The following is a 19,169-nucleotide window of genomic DNA, read 5'->3' as shown; positions in this document are numbered from 1 at the left end:
GCTTTGAAATTGATCGTTGGGGTGGCGGAGGTTGGTGTGATTGTGTTCATAATTGGGGGGCGTGTGTTGGTGAAAGTAGTTCTTGCACGCGGTCTTGCTTGCGTTTTTATTTTGGGTGGCTCCACCTCGACATCAATGTCCTCACTCTGTCGTCTCGATATTCAGGCTGACCTTATTCTCACCTCTGGAGAGAAATCCAGTACATGTATCTATGTCGTCCAAGTTGTGGGGATTTAGGCGATGGGGTGAGCAGAAGGCTTCAGCCGGGGATCGCGCTGCCGTCGTCGCCTTCACCCATCCGGATCCGCCAACGTCCCGAACCGCCGTCGGACTGGGAGCCGGTGGGCATGCGCACCATGCCCTCCTGGGCGATGGTCGACACCAGGCGACCGGATGAGTCGAAGACCTGGGCGCGAGCCATGCCGCGGCCGCCCTGTGAGGAGGGGGAGTCCTGCACATAGAGCAGCCAGTCGCCCATGTCGACGTCCCGGTGGAACCACTGGGCGTGATCGAGGGTCGCCAGACTCAAGCCCTCGCTGCGCCAGGACAGTCCCTGGCTTCGCAGCACCGGCTCCAGCATCACCTGGTCGCACACGTAGGCCAGTAGCGCCCGGTGCACTGTCTGGGAGGTCTGCTCCGGGATACGGCTGCGCGATCGCATCCACAGGTGCTGGCGGCCGGCACGATCCTCAGCGGGGCGCAGGTAGAGGTTGCCCTCCACGTGCCTGAGGTCGAAGGCCGCCGTGCGCCCCAGGAAACGCGCCACCGGATGATCGATGGTGCGGAAGATCTCCAGAGCGCTCGTTAAGTCCTCAGGTCGCGGAACCGAGGGGGCTGGGACATGGAGGTCGGCGCCCTCCTGCTCCTCCTGGAAGGAGGTGAGCATCGTCAGGATCTGCGTGCCCTCCTGGGAGGCGGCCGTGCGCCGTTGGGAGAAGGACCGTCCGTCGTGCAGGCGCTCGACGGTGAAGGTGATCGGCGTGTCGGGCTGTCCGCCTCGCATGAAGAAGGCGTGGACCGAGTGCGGCAGGCGTTCGCCGTCACCGTCGTCCTCGATTGTGGAGGCCGCGGCGAGCATGCCCTGGGCAACCACCTGTCCTCCGTAAACCCGGCCCGAGAGCTGGGGCAGGGAGCCCCCGGAGAAGATGTCCTCCCCGTCACCCGCCGCCAGGCTGAGGATCCGGGTCACCGACCCGAGGGGCTCCTCCGTGGCGGCGGGGACGGGGTAAGGGGTTGTCACAGGCCGAGCTCCTCCAGGATCGGCAGCTGCGCACGCACCGCCGTGCGCGCGTCCTCGGCTGTTGCCGCGTCCAGAGCGATCTTCGCCAGCTCCTGGCACTCGGCAAGCGTGACGGACTTCAGAACGGAATCGACATCCGGCAGCGCACGTGCCGTCATCGACAGGGAGGCGACTCCCAGACCCACGAGGACGGAGGCCAGCGCCGGGTCCGCGGCGGCCTCACCGCACACGCCTACCGGACGTCCCTTGGGGGAGGCCCCCTCGCACGCGGTGCCGATCAGACGCAGGACGGCCGGCTGCCAGGCCGTGGACAAGTCCGCCAGTGAGGACAGCAGACGGTCGGCCGCCATGACGTACTGGGTGAGGTCGTTGGTTCCCACGGAGGCGAAGTCGGCGTGCTCGAAGAGCTTGTCGGCCATGAGTGCGGCCGAGGGCACCTCGATCATCATTCCGGCCGTCTTCAGGCCGTAGGAGCGGGCCTTCTGCGTGAAGGCCTCGGCCTCGTCGGCCGTGGAGATCATCGGGGCCATGACCCACACCTTGGCCTCGGTGGCAGCCTCGGCCTTGGCCAGGGCCTCGAGCTGGTGGTCCAGGACCTCGGGGTCGCGGCGCGTCGTGCGGTAGGCGCGCACGCCGAGCGCCGGGTTGGCCTCGGTGGCGTCGGTCAGGAAGGGCAACGGCTTGTCCGCCCCGGCGTCAAGCGTGCGCACCACGACTTTCTTGCCGGGGAAGGCCTCGAGGACGCCCTGGTAGGCCTCCACCTGAGCCTCTACCGTGGGCTCCTCGGGCTGGTCCAGGAAGCAGAACTCGGTGCGGAACAGGCCGATGCCCATGGCCCCGGCCTCCGCGGCGCTGCGGGCGCCGGCCGCGTCACCGACATTGGCCAGCAGCTGGACCTCGTGGCCGTCCTTCGTGGCGCCGTCACCGTTGAAGACGCGCACGCGCGAGGCAAGCTCTCGGGCCCGGCGCAGAGCGTCCTCGGAGGGGTTGAGGGTGATGCTTCCCTTCGTGCCGTCGACCAGGACGATGTCGCCCTCGGCCAGGGCGTCGGTGACCTCCTCGCCAGTGCCGACGATCGCCGGCATGCCCAGGGCGCGCGCCAGGATCGCGGTGTGGGAGGTGGGGCCACCCTCGGAGGTGATGAAGGCGATGACCTTCTCGGGGTCCAGCAGCGCGGTGTCGGCCGGGGCCAGATCGGTGGCCACGAGCACGAAGGGCTCGGGCAGGCGGGGGATCCCCGGCATCGGGGACTCGGTCAGGACGGCGACGATGCGGTCGCGCACATCCTGGACGTCACGGGTACGCTCGGCCATGTAGCCGCCCAGGGACTCCAGCATGGTGGCCAGTGTCCCCGCGGACTCCCACACGGCGCGCTCTGGAACCAAGCGCTTCTCGCGCACCATGGCCTGCGCCGTCGAGGTCAGGGTGGGGTCGGCGGCCATCTGCGCAGTGGTCTCAAGGAGGGTACGGGCCTCGGCCTTGGCCTCGGCTGCGGACAGCTCCAGGCCCTTCTTGACCTGCTGGGCCGCCAGCGCGATGCGCTCGCACTCCTTCTCGACGTCGCGACTGGACTCGAGGGTCGCGATCTCGGGCTCAGGAATGGGAGGTGCCATCCTGGCGACGGGACCGGCCACAAGCCCAGGGCTCACACCGATGCCGGACAGAGTTGTGGAGGTGGTGTCGGACGCTGTCATGTGGTGCTCCTCATCGGAGACGAATGGGGATCATCGCTCATTGTGCCCCGACTGTGGCCGGGATGAGACGTTTCCGCCAGGGGAATAACGAGCTCCTCTGCGGCGTCGTCAAGGCATCTGTCGCGTTCCCGTAAGGTTACGTGAGGGAATGTCGTCAGGCGAGGAGGTTCCTCCTGCGCGGTCACCTCCGGTGCGTCAGGCCTGCGGCCTCCGTGCACACGTCCCTCCCGACCCGAATTCTTCGCCGCGGACGAGGTGGAGGTGGGATAAAGTGATCGTGAGCACGAAGGACCTCAGCTGCCCGACCAAGCGCATGACCGGGGATTGCGCGAGGACGGGAACCGGGAAGGAGAAGCCATGAGCACTGCATCAGACATCGTCGCCGGTCTCGGCGGCCAGGAGAACATCACCGATCTCGAGCCGTGCATCACGCGTCTGCGCGTCGAGGTCGCCGATCAGACGAAGGTAGATGAGGAGGCGCTGCGGGCGGCCGGCGCCTTCGGCGTGGTGCGTTCCGGCCGCATCGTCCAGGTCGTCGTGGGGCCCACGGCGGACAACCTCGCCTCAGAGATCGCGGCTCTCTGACTGATCACCCGGTTCCCGGACGGTCTGCACGGTCGCCCGGCTCCAGCACCTTCAACGTGGAGTCGGGCGACCTGTCTGTCCTTTTACATCACTCGGTACAGCACTCGGACTCATTCGGACTCATGTCGAGAACGGGACACCGGCCTTGCCCGCCGGCTTGCCGATCGTCGACCAGCCGTGTCGTCCCGGGCGCACCTTCCTCGAGTTTCTCATCCGCAGTGGCGCCATCCCGGCACCTCACGGTGAAACAGTTGCAGCAAAACATCAGAGAACACGGTGCGGCGCGTGCACAACCCTCAGCCGCTAGGGCACACTTGGACACTGCTAGTCCTGCTAGCGTCCGCATCCCGATCCGACCCATCCATCCCCAGGGGTGATGGCGGAGCGCAACCTTGCTCCATGCCCGCTCCATGGCGCTCCACCGCACATCTGCTCACGCAAGGCTGACCCACGCACATGAACGAGTTCAACGACGACCAGTTACCTGCTTCCGAGAGCCTCAAGCAACTCGCCGAGGCACACGGTGTCTCCACCGAGTACTGGGACTATCACGGCAACCTTGCCTCCCCGTCAAGCGCCACCCTCAAGGCCGTACTCGCCGCGTTGGGGGTGAGCACCCACTCCGAGGAGGAGGTCGGGCGCGCTCTGCGAGAGGTCGAGGATGCCCCCTGGCGCCAGACGCTCGCTCCCACGGTCGTCACGCGCGGCGGCGTGGAGTCCACCGTCCCCGTCTATGTGCCCGACGGTGCCAAGGTACGGGTACGCGTTGAGCTGGAGGACGGCGGCGTCCGTGAGCTGACTCAGACCGAGGACTGGACCGTGCCTCGGGAGGTGGACGGCATCAAACGTGGCCGAGCCTCCTTCATCCTCGGAGCTGATCTGCCCCTGGGGTGGCACCGGATCATCGCCGAGGTCAGCCCCGGCTCCAGCTCCACCGACCAGTCGGCCCCGCAGGGGGCTCACGCCGGGCCGCCCGCCGACGGTGAGGTGGAGACCGTCACGGTGACCTCGGCTCTGGCTGTCACCCCCAACCACCTCGATCTGCCCGAGTCCCTCGGTGAACGCGGCTGGGGAGTCATGACCCAGCTGTACTCGATCCGCTCGCGCAGGTCGTGGGGGACCGGCGACGCTGATGACCTCACTGAGCTCGCCGCCTTCCTGGGGGACCAGGGGGCCGACTTCCTGCTCATCAACCCGCTGCACGCGGCTGAGCCGGTGGCGCCGATGACCCCCTCGCCCTACCTGCCGGTGACGCGTCGCTTCGTCAACCCGATCTACATCCGGCCGGAGAACATCCTCGAGGTGGCCCACCTGTCCGGCCCCAAGCGCTCGCTCGTGCAGTGGGCCTTCGAGGAGGTCAAGGACAGTGACCTGAGCGCCGAGCCGATCGACCGCGACGTGGTGTGGAAGGCCAAGCGAGAGGCCCTCGAGGTTATCTTCGCCGCCGGTCGCTCCTACTCCCGCCAGCGAGACTTCGAGCGCTTCCGCGCCGAGCAGGGCGAGGGGCTGGAGCGCTTCGCCCTGTGGAGCGCGCTGGTGGAGAAGCACGGGCCCCTGCAGTCCTGGCCCGCCACGCTGCGGGAGGCGGACTCCGCCTACGTCGCCAACGAGGCGCACCAGCTGGCCGAGCGCATCGATTTCTTCGCCTGGCTGCAGTGGATCGTCGACGAACAGCTGGCCCGCGCCCAGACCGAGGCCCTGGCCTCGGGGATGGCCCTGGGCATCATGGACGACCTCGCCGTGGGTGTGCACTCGCAGGGAGCGGACGTATGGTCAAACCCGGAGGCCTTCGCCTCCGGAGTCACCGTGGGGGCTCCGCCGGACATGTACAACCAGCAGGGCCAGAACTGGTCCCAGCCGCCGTGGAACCCCGAGTACCTGGCGCGCAGTGCCTACGCCCCTCTGCGCGACATGGTGCGCACGGTCCTGCGTCACGCCGGCGCGCTGCGCGTGGACCACATCATCGGCCTGTTCCGTCTGTGGTGGATTCCTGAGGGCATGGGCGCAGACCACGGCGCCTACGTACGCTACGACCACGAGGCCATGCTCGGCGTCGTCCTCCTGGAGGCTCACCGGGCCGGTGCCGTCGTCATCGGTGAGGACCTGGGAACCGTGGAGCCCTGGGCGCGCGACTACCTGGCCAGCCGCGGCGTGCTGGGAACCAGCGTCCTGTGGTTCGAGAAGCAGCATGACGGCTGGCCCCTCCAGCCCCAGGACTACCGCAGGCTCGCCCTGTCCACGGTCAACACCCACGATCTTCCCCCGACTGCCGGCTACCTGGCTGACGAGCACGTTGATCTGCGTGAGCGTCTCGGCCTGCTCACCGAGCCGGTCGAGCAGGTGCGCACCGAGGCTCGCATTGAGCGCGACCGGATGACCGCCCGGCTGCGCGAGCACAGCCTGCTGGAGGACGCGCCCACCGAGCGTCAGGTCGTGGAGGCCCTGCACCGCTACGTGGTGCGCACCCCCTCGGTCCTGGTCGGCATCGCCCTGGTCGACGGCGTGGGGGAGCGTCGTGCTCAGAACCAGCCCGGCACGGACCAGGAGTACCCCAACTGGCGGATCCCGCTGGCCGACGGCGCGGGCGAGGTCGTCCTGGTCGACGACCTGCCCGAGAACGCGCGCCTGGGCAGCCTGCTGAGCGTCGTGCGCGACGAGATGGCTCCACGGGACTGAGGGATCCTGGTCCGCGCTCACCGGAACGGGCGGACCGGAGTCGGGTGGGTCAGTGAGATGCTGTGGACCCGACCGTCAGTGTGACGGTCGGGACCACGCGTAGTTCAGCAGGGTCCGAATGAGACCGGACGCGCGCTCGGACTTACGTCCAGGTCACGAGCGTGTCGCCGGCTGCGACCCTGCAGCCGGGTGACACGGGCTCCAGATCGGACTCATCGCCCTCCAGGGCGATGACGGGGACGATCGGGTTGAGCCCACTGGCCTCGATCCGGGCCGGGGACCAGCTGATGACGGGGCTGCCCGCGTCGACGGTCTCCCCCTCACCGGCCAGGAGAGTGAAGCCACTGCCCCCGAGACCCACGGTGTCCAGCCCCAGGTGGACCAGAACGCTGCGGCCGTCATCGTTGGTGATAACGTAGGCGTGGGGATGGATCTTCGTGATGGTTCCACTGATCGGTGCCAGGGCGCTGACCTCGTCCCCGGAAGCGGGGTCCGGGGTGACGGCCACACCGGGACCAACGATCTTGCCGGCGAAGACAGGGTCGGGAACGTCGTCGAGAGCGACGACGAGGCCGGAAACCGGGGACTGGACGGTCAGGCTCACCGCAGGTCCTCGATGTCCTCCGCGATCGTGTCCGCGTTGGGACCGACCACGACCTGCACGATGTCGCCGAGCTTGACAACTCCGTGCGCGCCCGCGGCCTTCAGTGCCGGCTCGTCCACGAGGGAACCGTCCTCCAGCTCGCAGCGCAGCCGCGTGATGCAGGGCTCGATCTCCACGATGTTGTCGAATCCTCCGAGAGCGTCGACGATGCTCTGTGCCTGAGACATGGGTTCCTCCTGGGTCTGCCCGGGCAGTTGCCGGGCTCGGTGGGTGATAGCGCCGAGATGAGGCGTCAGGACATGGGGGAGGTGCAGTCGGGTGCGGCACCTTCGCCGGTACCGGACTAATGGTCCATACCAGTATCCTATGGTACAGGTCGCCCGGAGGTTGTCCAGTGCCGAACTGCGACAGCTCCTCAACGCTTCGGCCGGTCGGGACGGAAGGCCGGCTTGGGCGCGGCCACCGGAACCCACAGGGTGTAGCGGTCAGCCCGGAACAGGGTGCGCGAGTAGTCGATCGCGCGGTGCTCGTGGAAGGTGCGCCGAGTGATGTCCAGGGTTGGGGCGCCTTCCTGGACGGATAGCAGGGCCGCCTCCTGTGCCGTGGCCGCATGGGCCTCGATCATGTCCTCGCCCCACTCGGGCGCCATTCCGACCTGGGTCAGCTCCGCGTAGACCGAGAAGTTCGGGCTGGTACGCAACAGGTCAGGAAGAAGTGCCGCAGGGATCCAGTTCTCCTCGATGGCCATGGGGATGGCGTTGGCGGTCAGCAGGCGACGCAGGTGGTGGACCTCGGCCCCCTCCGCGAGCTCAAGCGCCTCCGCCACGGTCTCGTCTGCGGGGACGGTCTCGGTCAGGAGCATGACCACGCCGGGCTCCATTCCGCGACGTTGCATCTCCTGGGTGAAGGAGGTCAGCCGAACCTGCAGGTCGAGCTTCGGGGGTGCCACGAATGTCCCCTTGCCCTGGTGGCGCTCCAGGATTCCGTCGACCACGAGGGTGTCGATGGCCTGGCGCACGGTCATACGGGAGACCTCGAACTGCTCGCACAGCTCGCGTTCGGACGGCACCGGACTGCCGTTGGCGAGCCCGTTCCTGACCAGATCCAGCAGGTGATTGCGCACGATGACGTACTTTGCCGGCTTCTTACCTGCGTTCTTGGGCATGGGGCTCCCCTGGTTGACAGTAGGTGGAGGCGGCCAGGAGAAGGGGGTGGTCGCGACCACTGCTTCCGCTCCGTCGCGTCGACTTTCATATCATTATGGCCGACGAGTGCACCCCGCGCTTGACATTGAAGGATCTATCGGTTTTTCTGGTGTCACTGGTCCAGACGTGTTCGATGCCGATCCGTCCCGACTACCACCGTCATGGTGGCTATCTCTGACGCGGCAGTGCAGCCGCTCGATCCTGAACTGGAGAACATCATGTCAGACAAGAAGAAGACGAGCGGCGCCTTCGCCCTTGCGCAGCGTCTGGGCAGATCCCTGATGCTGCCCATTGCCACGCTCCCGGCGGCGGGCCTGCTGCTGCGTCTGGGGCAGGCGGACATGCTGGGGACCGACGGACTCGCCTCGAAGCTGCCCTGGTTCCAGCCCGTCGCAGACGTCTTCTCCGCGGCCGGCGGAGCGGTCTTCGACAACCTGCCCCTCATCTTCGCGGTCGGCGTCGCCGTGGGATTCGCCAGGAAGGCCGACGGCTCCACCGGGGTGGCTGCCCTGTTCGGCTTTCTCGTCTACCGGGCAGTCACCTGGACCATGTCCCCCATCATCATGGGCAAGCCCGAGCCATTGAACCAGGAGGCCCTCGACTGCCTCCACTCCTTCGATCCCGCCAAGGGAGAGATCGCTCAGGTGGGCCCCTGGAACCAGGGCGTCAAGCTCTGTGACATTCCCACCCAGACGCCCATCAACTACGGGGTCCTCGGCGGTATCGTCATCGGTGTCGTCGCCGCCCTGCTCTGGCAGCGGTACTACCGCGTCAAGCTGCCCGACTGGTTGGCCTTCTTCGGTGGACGCCGCTTCGTCCCCATCATCACCTCCGGCGCCGCGCTTGTCATCGCCCTGGTGATGTCGGCGCTCTACCCGGCCTTCAACTGGCTCATCAACGAACAGCTCGGCGGATGGCTCATTAATGCAGGCAACTCCAAGGGCCTTGCCGGCGCTCTGGCGGTCTTCGTCTTCGGCACGGTCAACCGGCTGCTCATCCCCTTCGGCCTGCACCACCTCCTCAACTCCGTGCCCTGGTTCCAGCTCGGATCCTGCCAGACGGCCTCAGGCGGTACCGCGCACGGCGACCTCACCTGCTTCTTCCAGGGCGTGGACGGCTCGAACTCGTGGACCGGAGGCTTCATGACCGGCTTCTTCCCGATCATGATGTTCGCCCTGCCCGCAGCCGCACTGGCCATCTGGCACACCGCCAAGCCCGCCAAGCGCAAGGCGACCGGCGCCCTCATGATCTCGGTGGCCCTGACCGCCTTCATCACCGGCATCACCGAGCCCCTCGAGTACGCCTTCGCCTACGTGGCCTTCCCGATCTATGCCGTCCACGCGGTGCTCACCGGCTCCTCCTTGGCCATCGCCAACCTGCTCGGCGCGAAGGACGGCTTCTCCTTCTCCGCCGGGGCGATCGACTACCTGCTCAACTTCGGCAAGTCCGCCGAGCTCTCCGGTGGTGCGGTTCGTGGCCCGCTCGTGATCATCATCATGGGGCTGGTGTACGCCGTCATCTACTACTTCCTCTTCAGGTTCCTCATCGTCAAGTTCGACTTCAAGACCCCTGGGCGCGAGGACGACGACGTCGATGCCTTCGCCGCCGCGCAGGCCGCCGCCGCTAAGTCCACGGGCAAGAGCTCTGCGGAGTCGTCCCGGCGCTGAGCGATGCGGGTGCCAGGATGTCGGGGCCGGCACCTCACGGGCTGGGGCCGAGCGTGTCATGCGCTCTGCCCCAGCCCTTTGCCTCGTGCTGAGCCCGACCCAGGCCGCGGCGCTGCGCGGCTACTGGTGGTTCGTGCTCTCAGCGGCCTGGGCCCTGGCCACGCGCAGCGTGTCATCGAGGTTCTCGCGCACGATCCGCCGCAGTGCGGTCGGGGCCTGAGTGTGGGACTCCAGCCAGCCCGTCAGAGCGGCGGCCGGGTCAGCAGCGCCCTCCAGGCCCACCGTGGCGCAGGACCACAGGCCGGTCAGCAGATTCTCGGCCATGTGGAAGGTACGCGAGGACCACACGGAGTCGATGGCCTCCACGTACGCTCCCACGAAGGGAACCAGCAGCTCGGGGTGGCGCTCGACATTGGTCAGCCCCCGCAGCACGCGCACCTGGGTCTCATTGGGCATGGAGGCGTCGTCGACGAGCGCCCGCCAGGTGGCCTGCTTCGCCTCCGGGGTCGGGATCGAGGCACGGGCCTCGGCGGCGCGCTCCCGTCCCGTGGTCGTGCGGTCCCGAGCCTCCTCGGCACGAATCTGCTCCTCCCCGAAGCGGCCGGCGGCCACCAGGCCGATCAGCAGGTCCCAGCGCAGGTCCTGGTCGATGTCGAGGCCGCCAAGCGTCTCGCCCCCCTCCAGGAGGCCGGCGACGACGTCGAGCTGCTCATCGGTGACGGCGTGAGCGGCCAGGGCCCGGACCAGCTGGAGCTGCTTGTCGCTTCCGGCCTGGGCCGTCCGAGCCAGCTCCAGCAGCCGGTCGGCCGTTCCCGGAGCGAGGTCCCGGCGCACGGCCGGGGGCAGGAAACCGGACAGGCATGTCGTGATGCGCCCCAGAAGTCCCTGGATGACCGACGAGTGCTCCTCCACGCCCAGCGCCCGAAGCGCCGCGTCGAGGAAGCGGGAGGCGGCGAGCTCGCCGTCACGCACCATGTCCCAGGCCGAGGCCAGGACGATTGAGCGCGGCAGGGACTCGGTGAAGGACTCGATGTGCTCGAGCCCGAAGGACAGTGAGTCCTCATCGAGGCGGACCTTGGCGTAGGTGAGGTCGTCGTCGTTGAGAATCATGACGTCGGTCCGCCCGGAGCCGACCATCTCGGGAACCTCAGTCAGATCGCCGTCGACATCGAGCTCGATGCGGTCGGTGCGCTCCAGGCGCGCCTCGGCGCCCCGGCCGGTCAGGCTGTAGCAGCCGATCGCCACCCGGTGCGGGCGCAGAGAGGCCGGTGATTCGGCTGGGACCTCCTGAAGAACGGCCGCCTGGGTGATGACGCCGTCGGCGTCGGTGCCCAGCTGCGTGCGCAGGGTCGTCACGCCGGCCTCCTGGAGCCACAGACGGGTCCAGGTACTCAGGTCTCGGCCCGAGACCGCCTCCAGCTCACGGAGCAGGTCGCTCAGCTCGGCGTTGGCATAAGCGTGCGCCGCCAGGTAGCGCTGAATGCCGGCGAAGAAGTTGTCCCTGCCCACGTAGCCCACGAGCGCGGCCAGGACTGAGGCCCCCTTGGCGTAGGTGATGCCGTCGAAGTTGACCTCGACGTCGTGCAGGTCGTTGATCTCTGCAGCCACGGGGTGGGTGGAGCTGAGCTGGTCCTGGTTGTAGGCCCAGCCCTTCTCCAGGGTCTGGAAGGTCGTCCAGGCCTGGTTCCAGCGGGTGATCTCGGCGGTGGCCAGGGTGGAGGTGTACTCGGCGAAGGACTCGTTGAGCCACAGGTCGTTCCACCAGGTCATGGTGACCATGTCGCCGAACCACATATGAGCCAGCTCGTGCAGGATTGTCACGGCGCGCCGCTCCACGCGGGCCTCGACGGGCCTGGAACGGAAGATGTAGTCATCACGGTGGGTGACGCAACCGGCGTTCTCCATCGCCCCGGCATTGAACTCGGGAACGAAGATCTGGTCATACTTGGTGAAGGCATAGGGCGTGGCGAACAGGTCCTCGTAGTAGGAGAAGCCCCGCTTGGTCAGGTCCAGGATCTCGGCTGAGTCCATGTGCTCGACCAGGCTCCTGCGGCAGTAGACGCCCAGCGGCACGGTGCGTCCGTCTTCGGCCACGTACTCGTCGGTCACACCGACGTAAGGCCCGGCGACAATGGCCGTGACGTAGGAGCTCATCGGCTCGGTGGGGGCGAAGACGAAGGTGTGAGCGTCCCCTGATCCATCGGAGGTCTCGGTGGGAGTCGGCTCAGGAGCGGGGGAGTTGGACAGCACCGTCCAGCTCGACGGCGCGGTGACCGTGAAGGTGAAGGAGGCCTTGAGGTCGGGCTGCTCGAAGACGGCGAATACCCGACGGGAGTCGGGGACCTCGAACTGGCTGTAGAGATAGGTCTCGCCATCGGCCGGGTCAGTGAAGCGGTGCAGTCCCTCTCCGGTGTGCATGTAGGCGCAGTCGGCGGTGACGACCAGCTCATTGTCCGCGGCCAGATCCTTCAGTGCGATGCGCGAGTCTTCGTAGACCTCAGCGGGGTCAAGGGGGAGCCCGTTGAGGGTGATGGAGTGGACCGTCGGTGCCACGAGGTCGATGAAGGTGGAGGATCCCGGTGCGGCCGTGAACCGTGCCGTTGTGGTGGAGCCGAAGACCGTCTCACCGCGCGTGAGATCGAGGACGACGTCGTAGCTCTGGGTCCGTACGGTTGCGCTGCGCTCGGCGGCCTCAAGACGAGTCAGGTTCTGACCGGGCATAAGAACTCCTGTCTGAGAGGGATGCACGGCCCATGGGGGCGCGCCGGGCGATTGTCTCACCTTCCGTTCGACCCTGGCAGTGCCTGAGACGCTGCGCAACGACGCCGGGGGACGACACATGGCGTGTCGTCCCCCGGCGCTGAGGTTGTTCCCGTGGCTTGGGGAACGTCAGCGGATCAGGTCAGATCGGCTCAGGCCTTGTTGCGGCGACGCAGCAGCAGGGCTGCCCCTCCGGCCACGGCAAGGAATACCGCGATTCCGCCGAAGATCAGGCCGTTGGCACCGGTGTGGGCCAGAGACCGGTCGCTGTCCTTGGTGGTCTCACCGCCGGCCCGGTTGTCCGAGGAGGACTCCTTCGCGTTCGAGTTCAGGTCGTTGACCTTCTGATCGGTCCCACCCTTGTTCTCGCTGGCGTTGGCGTTGCTGTTGCTTCCACCGTTGTTGCCGCCGCCGTTGTTCTCGGAGGCCTTCTGCTCAGTGGCCTTCTGCTCGGAGGCCTTCTGCTCGGAGGCCTTCTGCTCAGCGTTCTGCTGCTCAGTGGCCTTCTGCTCAGCGTTCTGCTGCTCAGTGGCCTTCTGCTCGGAGGCCTTCTGCTCAGTGGCCTTCTGCTCGGAGGCCTTCTGCTCAGCGTTCTGCTGCTCAGTGGCCTTCTGCTCGGAGGCCTTCTGCTCAGCGTTCTGCTGCTCGGAGGCCTTCTGCTCAGTGGCCTTCTGCTCAGCGTTCTGCTGCTCGGAGGCCTTCTGCTCAGTGGCCTTCTGCTCGGAGGCTTTCTGCTCAGTGTTCTGCTGCTCGGAGGCCTTCTGCTCAGTGGCCTTCTGCTCGGAGGCTTTCTGCTCAGTGTTCTGCTGCTCAGTGGCCTTCTGCTCGGAGGCCTTCTGCTCAGTGTTCTGCTGCTCGGAGGCTTTCTGCTCAGTGTTCTGCTGCTCGGAGGCCTTCTGCTCGGAGGCTTTCTGCTCAGTGTTCTGCTGCTCAGTGGCCTTCTGCTCAGTGGCGGTCTTGTCGCCACCACCGCCGTTGGCCTGCTTGTCGCCACCGCCGTTGTTCTCGGTGCTCTCAACGGTGAAGGTGTGGTTGGAGACCGTGGTCACGGTCTGGCTGGTGGCCGTCTCGCTGTGGTGGGAGCCGGTCAGGACCAGGAGGTACTCCCCGTCGGGGGCGTCAGTGGGAGCAGGCAGATTGCCCGTGAGGTTGCCGTTGGCATCAACCGTCAGCTCTCCAAGGGTGTAGGAGATGCTGGAGTCGCTCTTGCTCCTGAGGAGGACGGTGACCTTCTCACTGGCGTAGAAGCCCTGGGCGTTGAAGGTGAAGGTCTGGGACTCGCTCTCCGTGCGGGCGGAGACCTCGTAGGAGCCGGAGATGCGCGTGTCGTCGAAGTAGATCTTCGTCTGCTGCTGCGTGGTCACCTGGGCCGTCTCAGTCTTGCCGCCGTAGGTCATGCAGCCAGCGCCGATGGTCCACCCGTCAGTGGTGGTGGCGGCGCTTGATCCGATGGACTTGATGAGTGCCGCCAGGTCGAGGTCGGAGGTCCAGCTGCCGTCCGAGGCCGCATTGGTCTTGACGACGTCGGAAACGGTGCCATCCGGTGCGTACAGCGCGATGCCGACGGTGGCCTGCTTCCCGGTGCAGCCGGTTCCCGAGACAGTGAAGGACGTGTTGGTGCTGGCGGAGACGAAGGTCTTCTCCTGGGTGATCTTGAAGCTGCTGCCCTCGCTGGTCTTGCCGGGGGCCGGAGTGGCTTCAGCGGTGCTGCTGGGGGCCGGGGTCGCCTCAGCGGTGCTGCTGGGAGCCGGGCTGCTGGAGCTGCTCGGGCTGTTCCGGTTGGAGCTGTTGGCGAGAGCAGGGGAGGCAATGAGCGAGGCTCCGGTCATTGCGGCCACCGCGCTGGCTGCGGCCAAGGGGCGTCCAAGACGCATGTGTCCTCCTAGGTCTGACGGGGGGAACGATGGGTGTCGGCGATCCTATTCTTCACCGACTCGTTATCTACCGTAACGAGGAATAGGGCGAGGGTGCAGGTCTCTGAAGTGATACCACCCACATATGCGAGTGTCCTCGCTCACGTGAAAATGTGTGGTGGTCGTGTGGGAAGGCGACGAAAGACTGATACGGCGGGGAATGCTGGCGTTTAGTGGTGAGTGATCAGGAGCCTGCTGGCCGACAGGTTTTAGGGCTGTACCCATAGCGGGCCAGCAGCTCGCGTGACTCCTGGCTGGGTGAGACGATGATCGACTCGTCACGGGGCTCTGTCGGAAGGTCGACGATCGTCGTGACTCCCGGCCGTCTGGCTCTCAAGGCACTACGTCCCAGTGTGGCCAGATCGCTGAGCCCGGTACCTGAGTCCAGGGTGATGTTCCCGGCCACGGTGTGCGCCATCTGATGGAGCGTGACGGGGTTGCTGGCTTTCTGCCCGACGGTGGACAGCACGGCCTGCATGACGGTGGCCGTGGACTGGCTGCGGCGTTGGGCGCCTTCAGCCTGGCTCATGGTCGCCCACGTGCCGTTGCGCAGGATTTCCGGGTGCCGTGAGCGCACAAGGGCCAGAGCGTCGACCCCGCTGAGCCGGTGGCGGCCGGCGGAGGTGAGGTTCAGCCCGGTGTAGGCGTCTCGGACCGGCTCGGGAACGTCCACCTCAATCCCTCCCAGGGAGTCGATGATCGTGGCGAACTCAGCCATGTCGATGGTCACCAGATGCGTGGTGGGGATCCCCAGGCCGGTGCACAGGGCGTTGACCGTGTTCTGCGGTCCGCGGACGTAGGTGGTGGCCAGGCGGTCCAGCTGCCTGCTCTTGCTGTTGATGGTCAGGTCCCGGGGAAGGGTGATGACGGTGAGTCCTTCCTGGGAAGGGCGTACCAGGGCGATGACGTCAGCACGGGAGCCCTCCACCTCTTGAGTGGTTCCGTAGCGGCTCGGGTCGCCCGGCACGGTGGCGCGGGAGTCTGTTCCCAGGATCAACCAGGTCTCGCCCGCTGTGGGAGATGACGTGGAGGGCATGACGATATCGACGCGTGCGGGGCGATGTGCCAGGACGGCCACGTCCGTGCCCAGTGCCAGAGCGGCCGTGATAACTGCGGCAATCAGGCCGACGACGATCCTGCGCCGCCTCGACCAGCGCCTGATGCCATGGCTGACTCCGCCTCGACGGTGCCGCAGGGACCGGGGGGAGACAGCATCGGTGGGGTCTCCGGTGCCGGCCGGAGCGGCAGAGGGGTCTGCGTTGTGCTCGTCGTTGGAGGTGGAGTCCATGGTCTCAGTGTCCACTTCGGGGTGGCGCTGCGTCGTCAGGCGCGGTCGTGCGCGCCGTATGAGGGCTGCGGGGGAGGACAAAGCCGCCGGGGAGGCAGCACGTGGCGGTGCTGTCTCCCCGGCGGGACGTGTTCCCAGTCAGGCTGGGAGGATGCGATTAGGCCTTGCGGCGACGCACGATGAGGGCACCGCCACCGATGACCACGAGGGCCGCGGCAATGCCGCCGAAGAGCAGGCCGTTGGCACCGGTCTGGGCCAGGGGCTTGTTGGAGGCGGAGGCCGCCGGGGTGGCGCCGGTGCTGGCCGGGACGTTCGCGCTGCCGCCGTTGGCGGGGGCGGTCGGGGCGGCGGTGGTGCCGCCGTTGTCGGCGATGCTGTTGTCGTTGTTGTCGACGAGGTCGAAGGCGCCGCCCTTGACGACGACGGTCTTGGTGCTGCTGCCGCCCTCGCCGTAGCGGGCACCCTCGATGGTCAGCAGATACTCGCCGTCAGGCACGTTCGAAGGCACCGACAGGTCGCCCTTGACGTTGCCCTTGGCGTCGGCAGTCAGCTTGCCGACGGTGTAGGTCTTGGAGGGGTCGGCCTTGCTGACCAGGGTGAAGGTGACCTCCTCGTTGGGGGAGAAGCCCTCGACGTCCACCTTGATGACCTGAGCGCCGTTCTCATCGGTGCTGATCTCGTAGGAGCCGCTCACCTTGGTGTCGTCGAAGGCGACGGCCTCCTGGGCCTGGCCCTTCTCCTCGCCGTAGGCGACGCAGCCGGCTCCGATGGACCAGCCGTCGGCCTTGCCGTCCGTCTTGGCCTCAACGCCGGTGGACTTGATCAGGTCGGGGATGTTCAGCTCGGCGGACCAGTTGCCCTCAGCGTCGGGGGTGGCCTTCACAATGGTGGACATGGTGCCGTTAGGCGCGTACAGGGCGACACCGACCGCCGCGTCCTGGCCTGTGCAACCCGTTCCGGACACCGAGAAGGCGGTGTCCGTGGGGCTGACGACGTTCTGCTGGTCGTCGGCGAACTTGATGCTGCCGTCGGCCAGGGCGGGGGAGGCGGCGAGGGAGGCGCCGATGGTGGCAGCCATCACGCTCGCGGTGGCCAGGGGGCGTCCAAGACGCATGAGTACTCCTAGATATGCGGGGATAGGTGGCAACCGGTGAGTCGGGGTGTCACCGCGTTGCCTCCACCCTAGCGTCCCTCAGGAACAGGTTCCATGGTTTTTTGTGAATGAGGTATCAACCTCAGTCGTGAGTAGTTGTGGATTCTCCTAAATCGAACAACGAGTTTTGGCTGCTCGGGCTTGATTCCGAATGTCCAGGATATTTACCAAATTGACACCCTTTCGTTCGGAGCCAGCCACAAGGCGTCCTTGGGATCCACCTCAAAGGCCTTGTAGAAGGCCTCCACATTGCGCACGATTCCGTTACAACGGAATTCCGCCGGCGAGTGCGGATCAACGGTCAGAAGGAGCTCGGCGTAGTCCGGACGGCTCTTGGAGCGCCAGATCCGTGCCCAGGAGTAGAAGAAGCGTTGCAGACCGGTGAGTCCGTCGATGACTGGGGCCTCCTCCACGGAGGAGACGCCGGCGTCGGCCAGGGCCAAGGAATAGGCCTTGAGGGCGATGCCCAGGCCACCCAGGTCGCCGATGTTCTCCCCGATGGTCAAAGCGCCGTTGACGTGCGGGATCTCCGTCTCCTCCGTGCCCGCTGCCCGGTGCTTGGCGACGACGACCTCGGGCGTGTAGGCGTCGTACTGGCTGATGAGCGCGCTCGTGCGCTCGGTGAAGGCCTCCCGGTCCTCCGAGGTCCACCAGTCGCTGACCTTTCCGGTGCCATCGAAGGTGGAGCCCTGGTCATCGAAGCCGTGGCCGATCTCATGGCCGATGACAGCGCCGATCCCCGCGTAGTTCACGGCGTCGTCGGCCTGCGGATCGAAGAAGGGCGGCTGAAGGATCGCGGCGGGGAAGACGATCTCGTTCATGGTGGGGTTGTAGTAGGCGTTGACCGTCTGCGGGGTCATGTGCCACTCGTCGCGGTCCACCGGCTTGGTCAGCTTGCTCAGCGAGTAGACCATATCGGCCCGCTCCACACTGCGCACCGAGGCCAGGACGTCCCCGGGGACGACCTTGACGGCGGAGTAGTCGCGCCAGCGCACCGGGTAGCCGATCTTGGGGGTGAACAGCGCCAGCTTCTCCAGGGCCCGCTCCCGCGTGGCCGGACTCATCCACTCCAGCGAGGAGATGGACCGGCGATAGGCCTCGATGAGCCGGCCCACCAGGGCCTCCATCATCGACTTGTGCGACGGTGGGAAGTGCCGCTCCACGTAGATCTCGCCCAGCGCCTCGCCCAGGCAGGACTCCACCAGGCCGACGCCGCGCTTCCACCGGGGCCGCAGCTCGTCAGTCCCCTGGAGCGTGCGGCCGTAGAAGTCGAAGTTCTCCTCCACGAAGGCGCCTGACAGCAGGGTGGCGCGCCCGTGAACGACGTGCCAGGCCGTCCAGGCCTTGAGATCCTCCAGGTCGGTCTCCTGCCAGACTCCGGCCGCGTGGGGGAGGTAGTCGGGCTGGGTGACGATGGCCTCGTCGAGGAAGGCGGTCTCCTCGATGCCTGCGGTTCGGGCGGCCGCGCGAATCCCCTCGCGCCACTCGTGCCAGGGCAGGCCCGGGGCCGAGTCCACGATCTCCTGCCAGGACATCGGGTTGTTCATCTTCTCCACGTCACGGCAGGTGACGCGGTCCCAGTGACCCTTGGCCAGGGCGGTCTCCACGGCCATGATCCGCTCAGCGAGGTCCTCACCAGGGGCGCCGAAGGACTCCGCCAGACCCGCCAGCGCAAGCATCCTGGCCACGTGCGCCACGTAGGCCTGGCGCAGCGGGGCCTGAGCCTCCTCGCGATAGTAGGACTCGTCCGGCAGGCCCAGCCCCGACTGGCCGATCCAGCTCGTGTAGCGTTCCGGGTCGTTGATGTCGACCTCGACATCCGCACCAACCATGCCCATGAAACCGATCGGGGTCATCCCTCCCAGCACTCGTGCCAGTTCCTCCTTGGAGGAGGCATCCAGTACTGGCGTCAGCTCCTCAGCCAGTGGCTCGGCCCCGAGCTCCTCCAGGTGGGCCTCGTCCATGAAGGCCTCGTAGAGGGCTCCGACTCGGCCCCGGTTGGTGGTCAGGACCTCCGGGGCCGTCTCGGGCGCAACGGAGGAGAAGTGCTCGGCAAGCTCCTCGACGATCTGGCGGCAGGCGGCCTCGGCCTCATCGCGCAACGTGGTGAAGGCGCCACTGCTGGGGCGGTCCGCCGGGATCTCGGCGGTGGCGAGCCACTGGCCGTTGACGAATCGGAACAGATCGTCCTGGGGGCGGATGGAGGTATCTGTGTGCGCCGTCTCCAGCACTCCGGCGAGAACCTCGTCGGCAGTGGGGTCGGGGGTGCTCGCCGGCTGAGAGCGCCGGGCCGGTGAGTCGGACGAGGAGCCGGTGGGCGTCGGTGAGGTCGCGGAGGCGTCAGTCATAGCGGACACGCTAACCCGGTCCGGTGCTGTCGGGCG

12 protein-coding genes and 1 pseudogene are annotated in these 19,169 nt (G+C 67.0%); 4 read left to right on the top strand and 9 right to left on the bottom strand.

Features of this window, described 5'->3' with window-relative positions; genetic code table 11:
* Positions 1–259: 259 nt before the first annotated feature.
* Positions 260–1,240, bottom strand: coding sequence for an acyl-CoA thioesterase (locus FBF36_RS09060; protein ID WP_009397270.1), 981 nt, complete (start codon positions 1,238–1,240; stop codon positions 260–262).
* Positions 1,237–2,934, bottom strand: coding sequence for a phosphoenolpyruvate--protein phosphotransferase (gene ptsP, locus FBF36_RS09055; protein ID WP_138137406.1), 1,698 nt, complete (start codon positions 2,932–2,934; stop codon positions 1,237–1,239). The genes FBF36_RS09060 and ptsP overlap by 4 nt, the downstream gene beginning before the upstream one ends.
* 324 nt (positions 2,935–3,258) lie before the next feature.
* Between ptsP and FBF36_RS09050 the strand changes: the two genes are divergently transcribed.
* Together FBF36_RS09050 and malQ are read left to right on the top strand one after the other, a co-directional pair.
* A complete protein-coding gene (locus tag FBF36_RS09050) occupies positions 3,259–3,519 on the top strand; it encodes a glucose PTS transporter subunit EIIB (RefSeq protein WP_075377182.1) in 261 nt (86 codons plus the stop codon).
* A 456-nt stretch (positions 3,520–3,975) separates the two neighbouring features.
* Complete coding sequence (gene malQ, locus FBF36_RS09045; RefSeq protein WP_009397275.1) at positions 3,976–6,195, top strand: 4-alpha-glucanotransferase; 2,220 nt, start codon at positions 3,976–3,978, stop codon at positions 6,193–6,195.
* A gap of 142 nt (positions 6,196–6,337) precedes the next feature.
* Here the strand turns inward: malQ and FBF36_RS09040 are convergent, their stop codons facing one another.
* The 3 genes from FBF36_RS09040 to FBF36_RS09030 all read right to left on the bottom strand — a co-directional run bounded on the left by FBF36_RS09040 (position 6,338) and on the right by FBF36_RS09030 (position 7,964).
* Positions 6,338–6,799: a PTS glucose transporter subunit IIA gene (locus FBF36_RS09040; RefSeq protein ID WP_009397276.1), complete on the bottom strand. Its 462-nt coding sequence runs from the start codon at positions 6,797–6,799 to the stop codon at positions 6,338–6,340.
* Positions 6,796–7,026 (bottom strand): glucose PTS transporter subunit EIIB, encoded by a 231-nt coding sequence (locus tag FBF36_RS09035; protein ID WP_009397277.1) that lies wholly within the window; start codon positions 7,024–7,026, stop codon positions 6,796–6,798. The genes FBF36_RS09040 and FBF36_RS09035 overlap by 4 nt, the downstream gene beginning before the upstream one ends.
* Before the next feature lie 188 nt (positions 7,027–7,214).
* Positions 7,215–7,964: a GntR family transcriptional regulator gene (locus FBF36_RS09030; RefSeq protein WP_009397278.1), complete on the bottom strand. Its 750-nt coding sequence runs from the start codon at positions 7,962–7,964 to the stop codon at positions 7,215–7,217.
* Between the two features lie 258 nt (positions 7,965–8,222).
* On the opposite strand from FBF36_RS09030, the gene FBF36_RS09025 reads away from it, so the two are divergent.
* Entirely contained in the window at positions 8,223–9,671 is a 1,449-nt protein-coding gene (locus tag FBF36_RS09025) for a PTS transporter subunit EIIC (protein WP_034492829.1), read from the top strand.
* 120 nt (positions 9,672–9,791) lie between these two features.
* Here the strand turns inward: FBF36_RS09025 and pepN are convergent, their stop codons facing one another.
* On the bottom strand, positions 9,792–12,392 hold the full coding sequence (pepN, locus tag FBF36_RS09020; protein WP_009397281.1) for an aminopeptidase N: 2,601 nt from the start codon (positions 12,390–12,392) through the stop codon (positions 9,792–9,794).
* A 625-nt stretch (positions 12,393–13,017) separates the two neighbouring features.
* On the opposite strand from pepN, the pseudogene FBF36_RS13820 reads away from it, so the two are divergent.
* Positions 13,018–13,455: pseudogene (locus FBF36_RS13820) on the top strand (histone H1-like repetitive region-containing protein); the annotation flags it as partial.
* A gap of 1,073 nt (positions 13,456–14,528) precedes the next feature.
* Here FBF36_RS13820 and FBF36_RS09010 read toward each other — a convergent pair.
* The 3 genes from FBF36_RS09010 to FBF36_RS09000 form a co-directional block, all read right to left on the bottom strand.
* Positions 14,529–15,632, bottom strand: a complete 1,104-nt coding sequence (locus FBF36_RS09010) for an LCP family protein (RefSeq protein ID WP_034491682.1) — start codon at positions 15,630–15,632, stop codon at positions 14,529–14,531.
* 157 nt (positions 15,633–15,789) lie between these two features.
* On the bottom strand, positions 15,790–16,746 hold the full coding sequence (locus FBF36_RS09005) for an LPXTG cell wall anchor domain-containing protein (protein ID WP_138137401.1): 957 nt from the start codon (positions 16,744–16,746) through the stop codon (positions 15,790–15,792).
* A gap of 203 nt (positions 16,747–16,949) precedes the next feature.
* Positions 16,950–19,133 carry a M13 family metallopeptidase gene (locus tag FBF36_RS09000; RefSeq protein WP_009394863.1) on the bottom strand — a complete coding sequence of 728 codons (2,184 nt, stop codon included), beginning with the start codon at positions 19,131–19,133 and terminating at the stop codon, positions 16,950–16,952.
* Between the last annotated feature and the right edge of the window lie 36 nt (positions 19,134–19,169).

The sequence above is a fragment of the Actinomyces sp. oral taxon 171 str. F0337 genome (assembly GCF_005696555.1).
Lineage (GTDB): Bacteria > Actinomycetota > Actinomycetes > Actinomycetales > Actinomycetaceae > Actinomyces > Actinomyces oris_E.
The sequence above is the reverse complement of the archived record's forward strand: the minus strand, read 5'-3'. Positions and strand labels throughout refer to the sequence as shown.

What these genes read in the sequence shown, in the direction of transcription:
- ptsP (WP_138137406.1), bottom strand. Translation starts at nt 2,934, where the DNA reads ATGACAGCGTCCGACACCACCTCCACAACTCTGTCCGGCATCGGTGTG.
- malQ (WP_009397275.1), top strand. Translation starts at nt 3,976, where the DNA reads ATGAACGAGTTCAACGACGACCAGTTACCTGCTTCCGAGAGCCTCAAG.
- FBF36_RS09035 (WP_009397277.1), bottom strand. Translation starts at nt 7,026, where the DNA reads ATGTCTCAGGCACAGAGCATCGTCGACGCTCTCGGAGGATTCGACAAC.
- FBF36_RS09030 (WP_009397278.1), bottom strand. Translation starts at nt 7,964, where the DNA reads ATGCCCAAGAACGCAGGTAAGAAGCCGGCAAAGTACGTCATCGTGCGC.
- FBF36_RS09025 (WP_034492829.1), top strand. Translation starts at nt 8,223, where the DNA reads ATGTCAGACAAGAAGAAGACGAGCGGCGCCTTCGCCCTTGCGCAGCGT.
- pepN (WP_009397281.1), bottom strand. Translation starts at nt 12,392, where the DNA reads ATGCCCGGTCAGAACCTGACTCGTCTTGAGGCCGCCGAGCGCAGCGCA.
- FBF36_RS09010 (WP_034491682.1), bottom strand. Translation starts at nt 15,632, where the DNA reads ATGGACTCCACCTCCAACGACGAGCACAACGCAGACCCCTCTGCCGCT.
- FBF36_RS09005 (WP_138137401.1), bottom strand. Translation starts at nt 16,746, where the DNA reads ATGCGTCTTGGACGCCCCCTGGCCACCGCGAGCGTGATGGCTGCCACC.
- FBF36_RS09000 (WP_009394863.1), bottom strand. Translation starts at nt 19,133, where the DNA reads ATGACTGACGCCTCCGCGACCTCACCGACGCCCACCGGCTCCTCGTCC.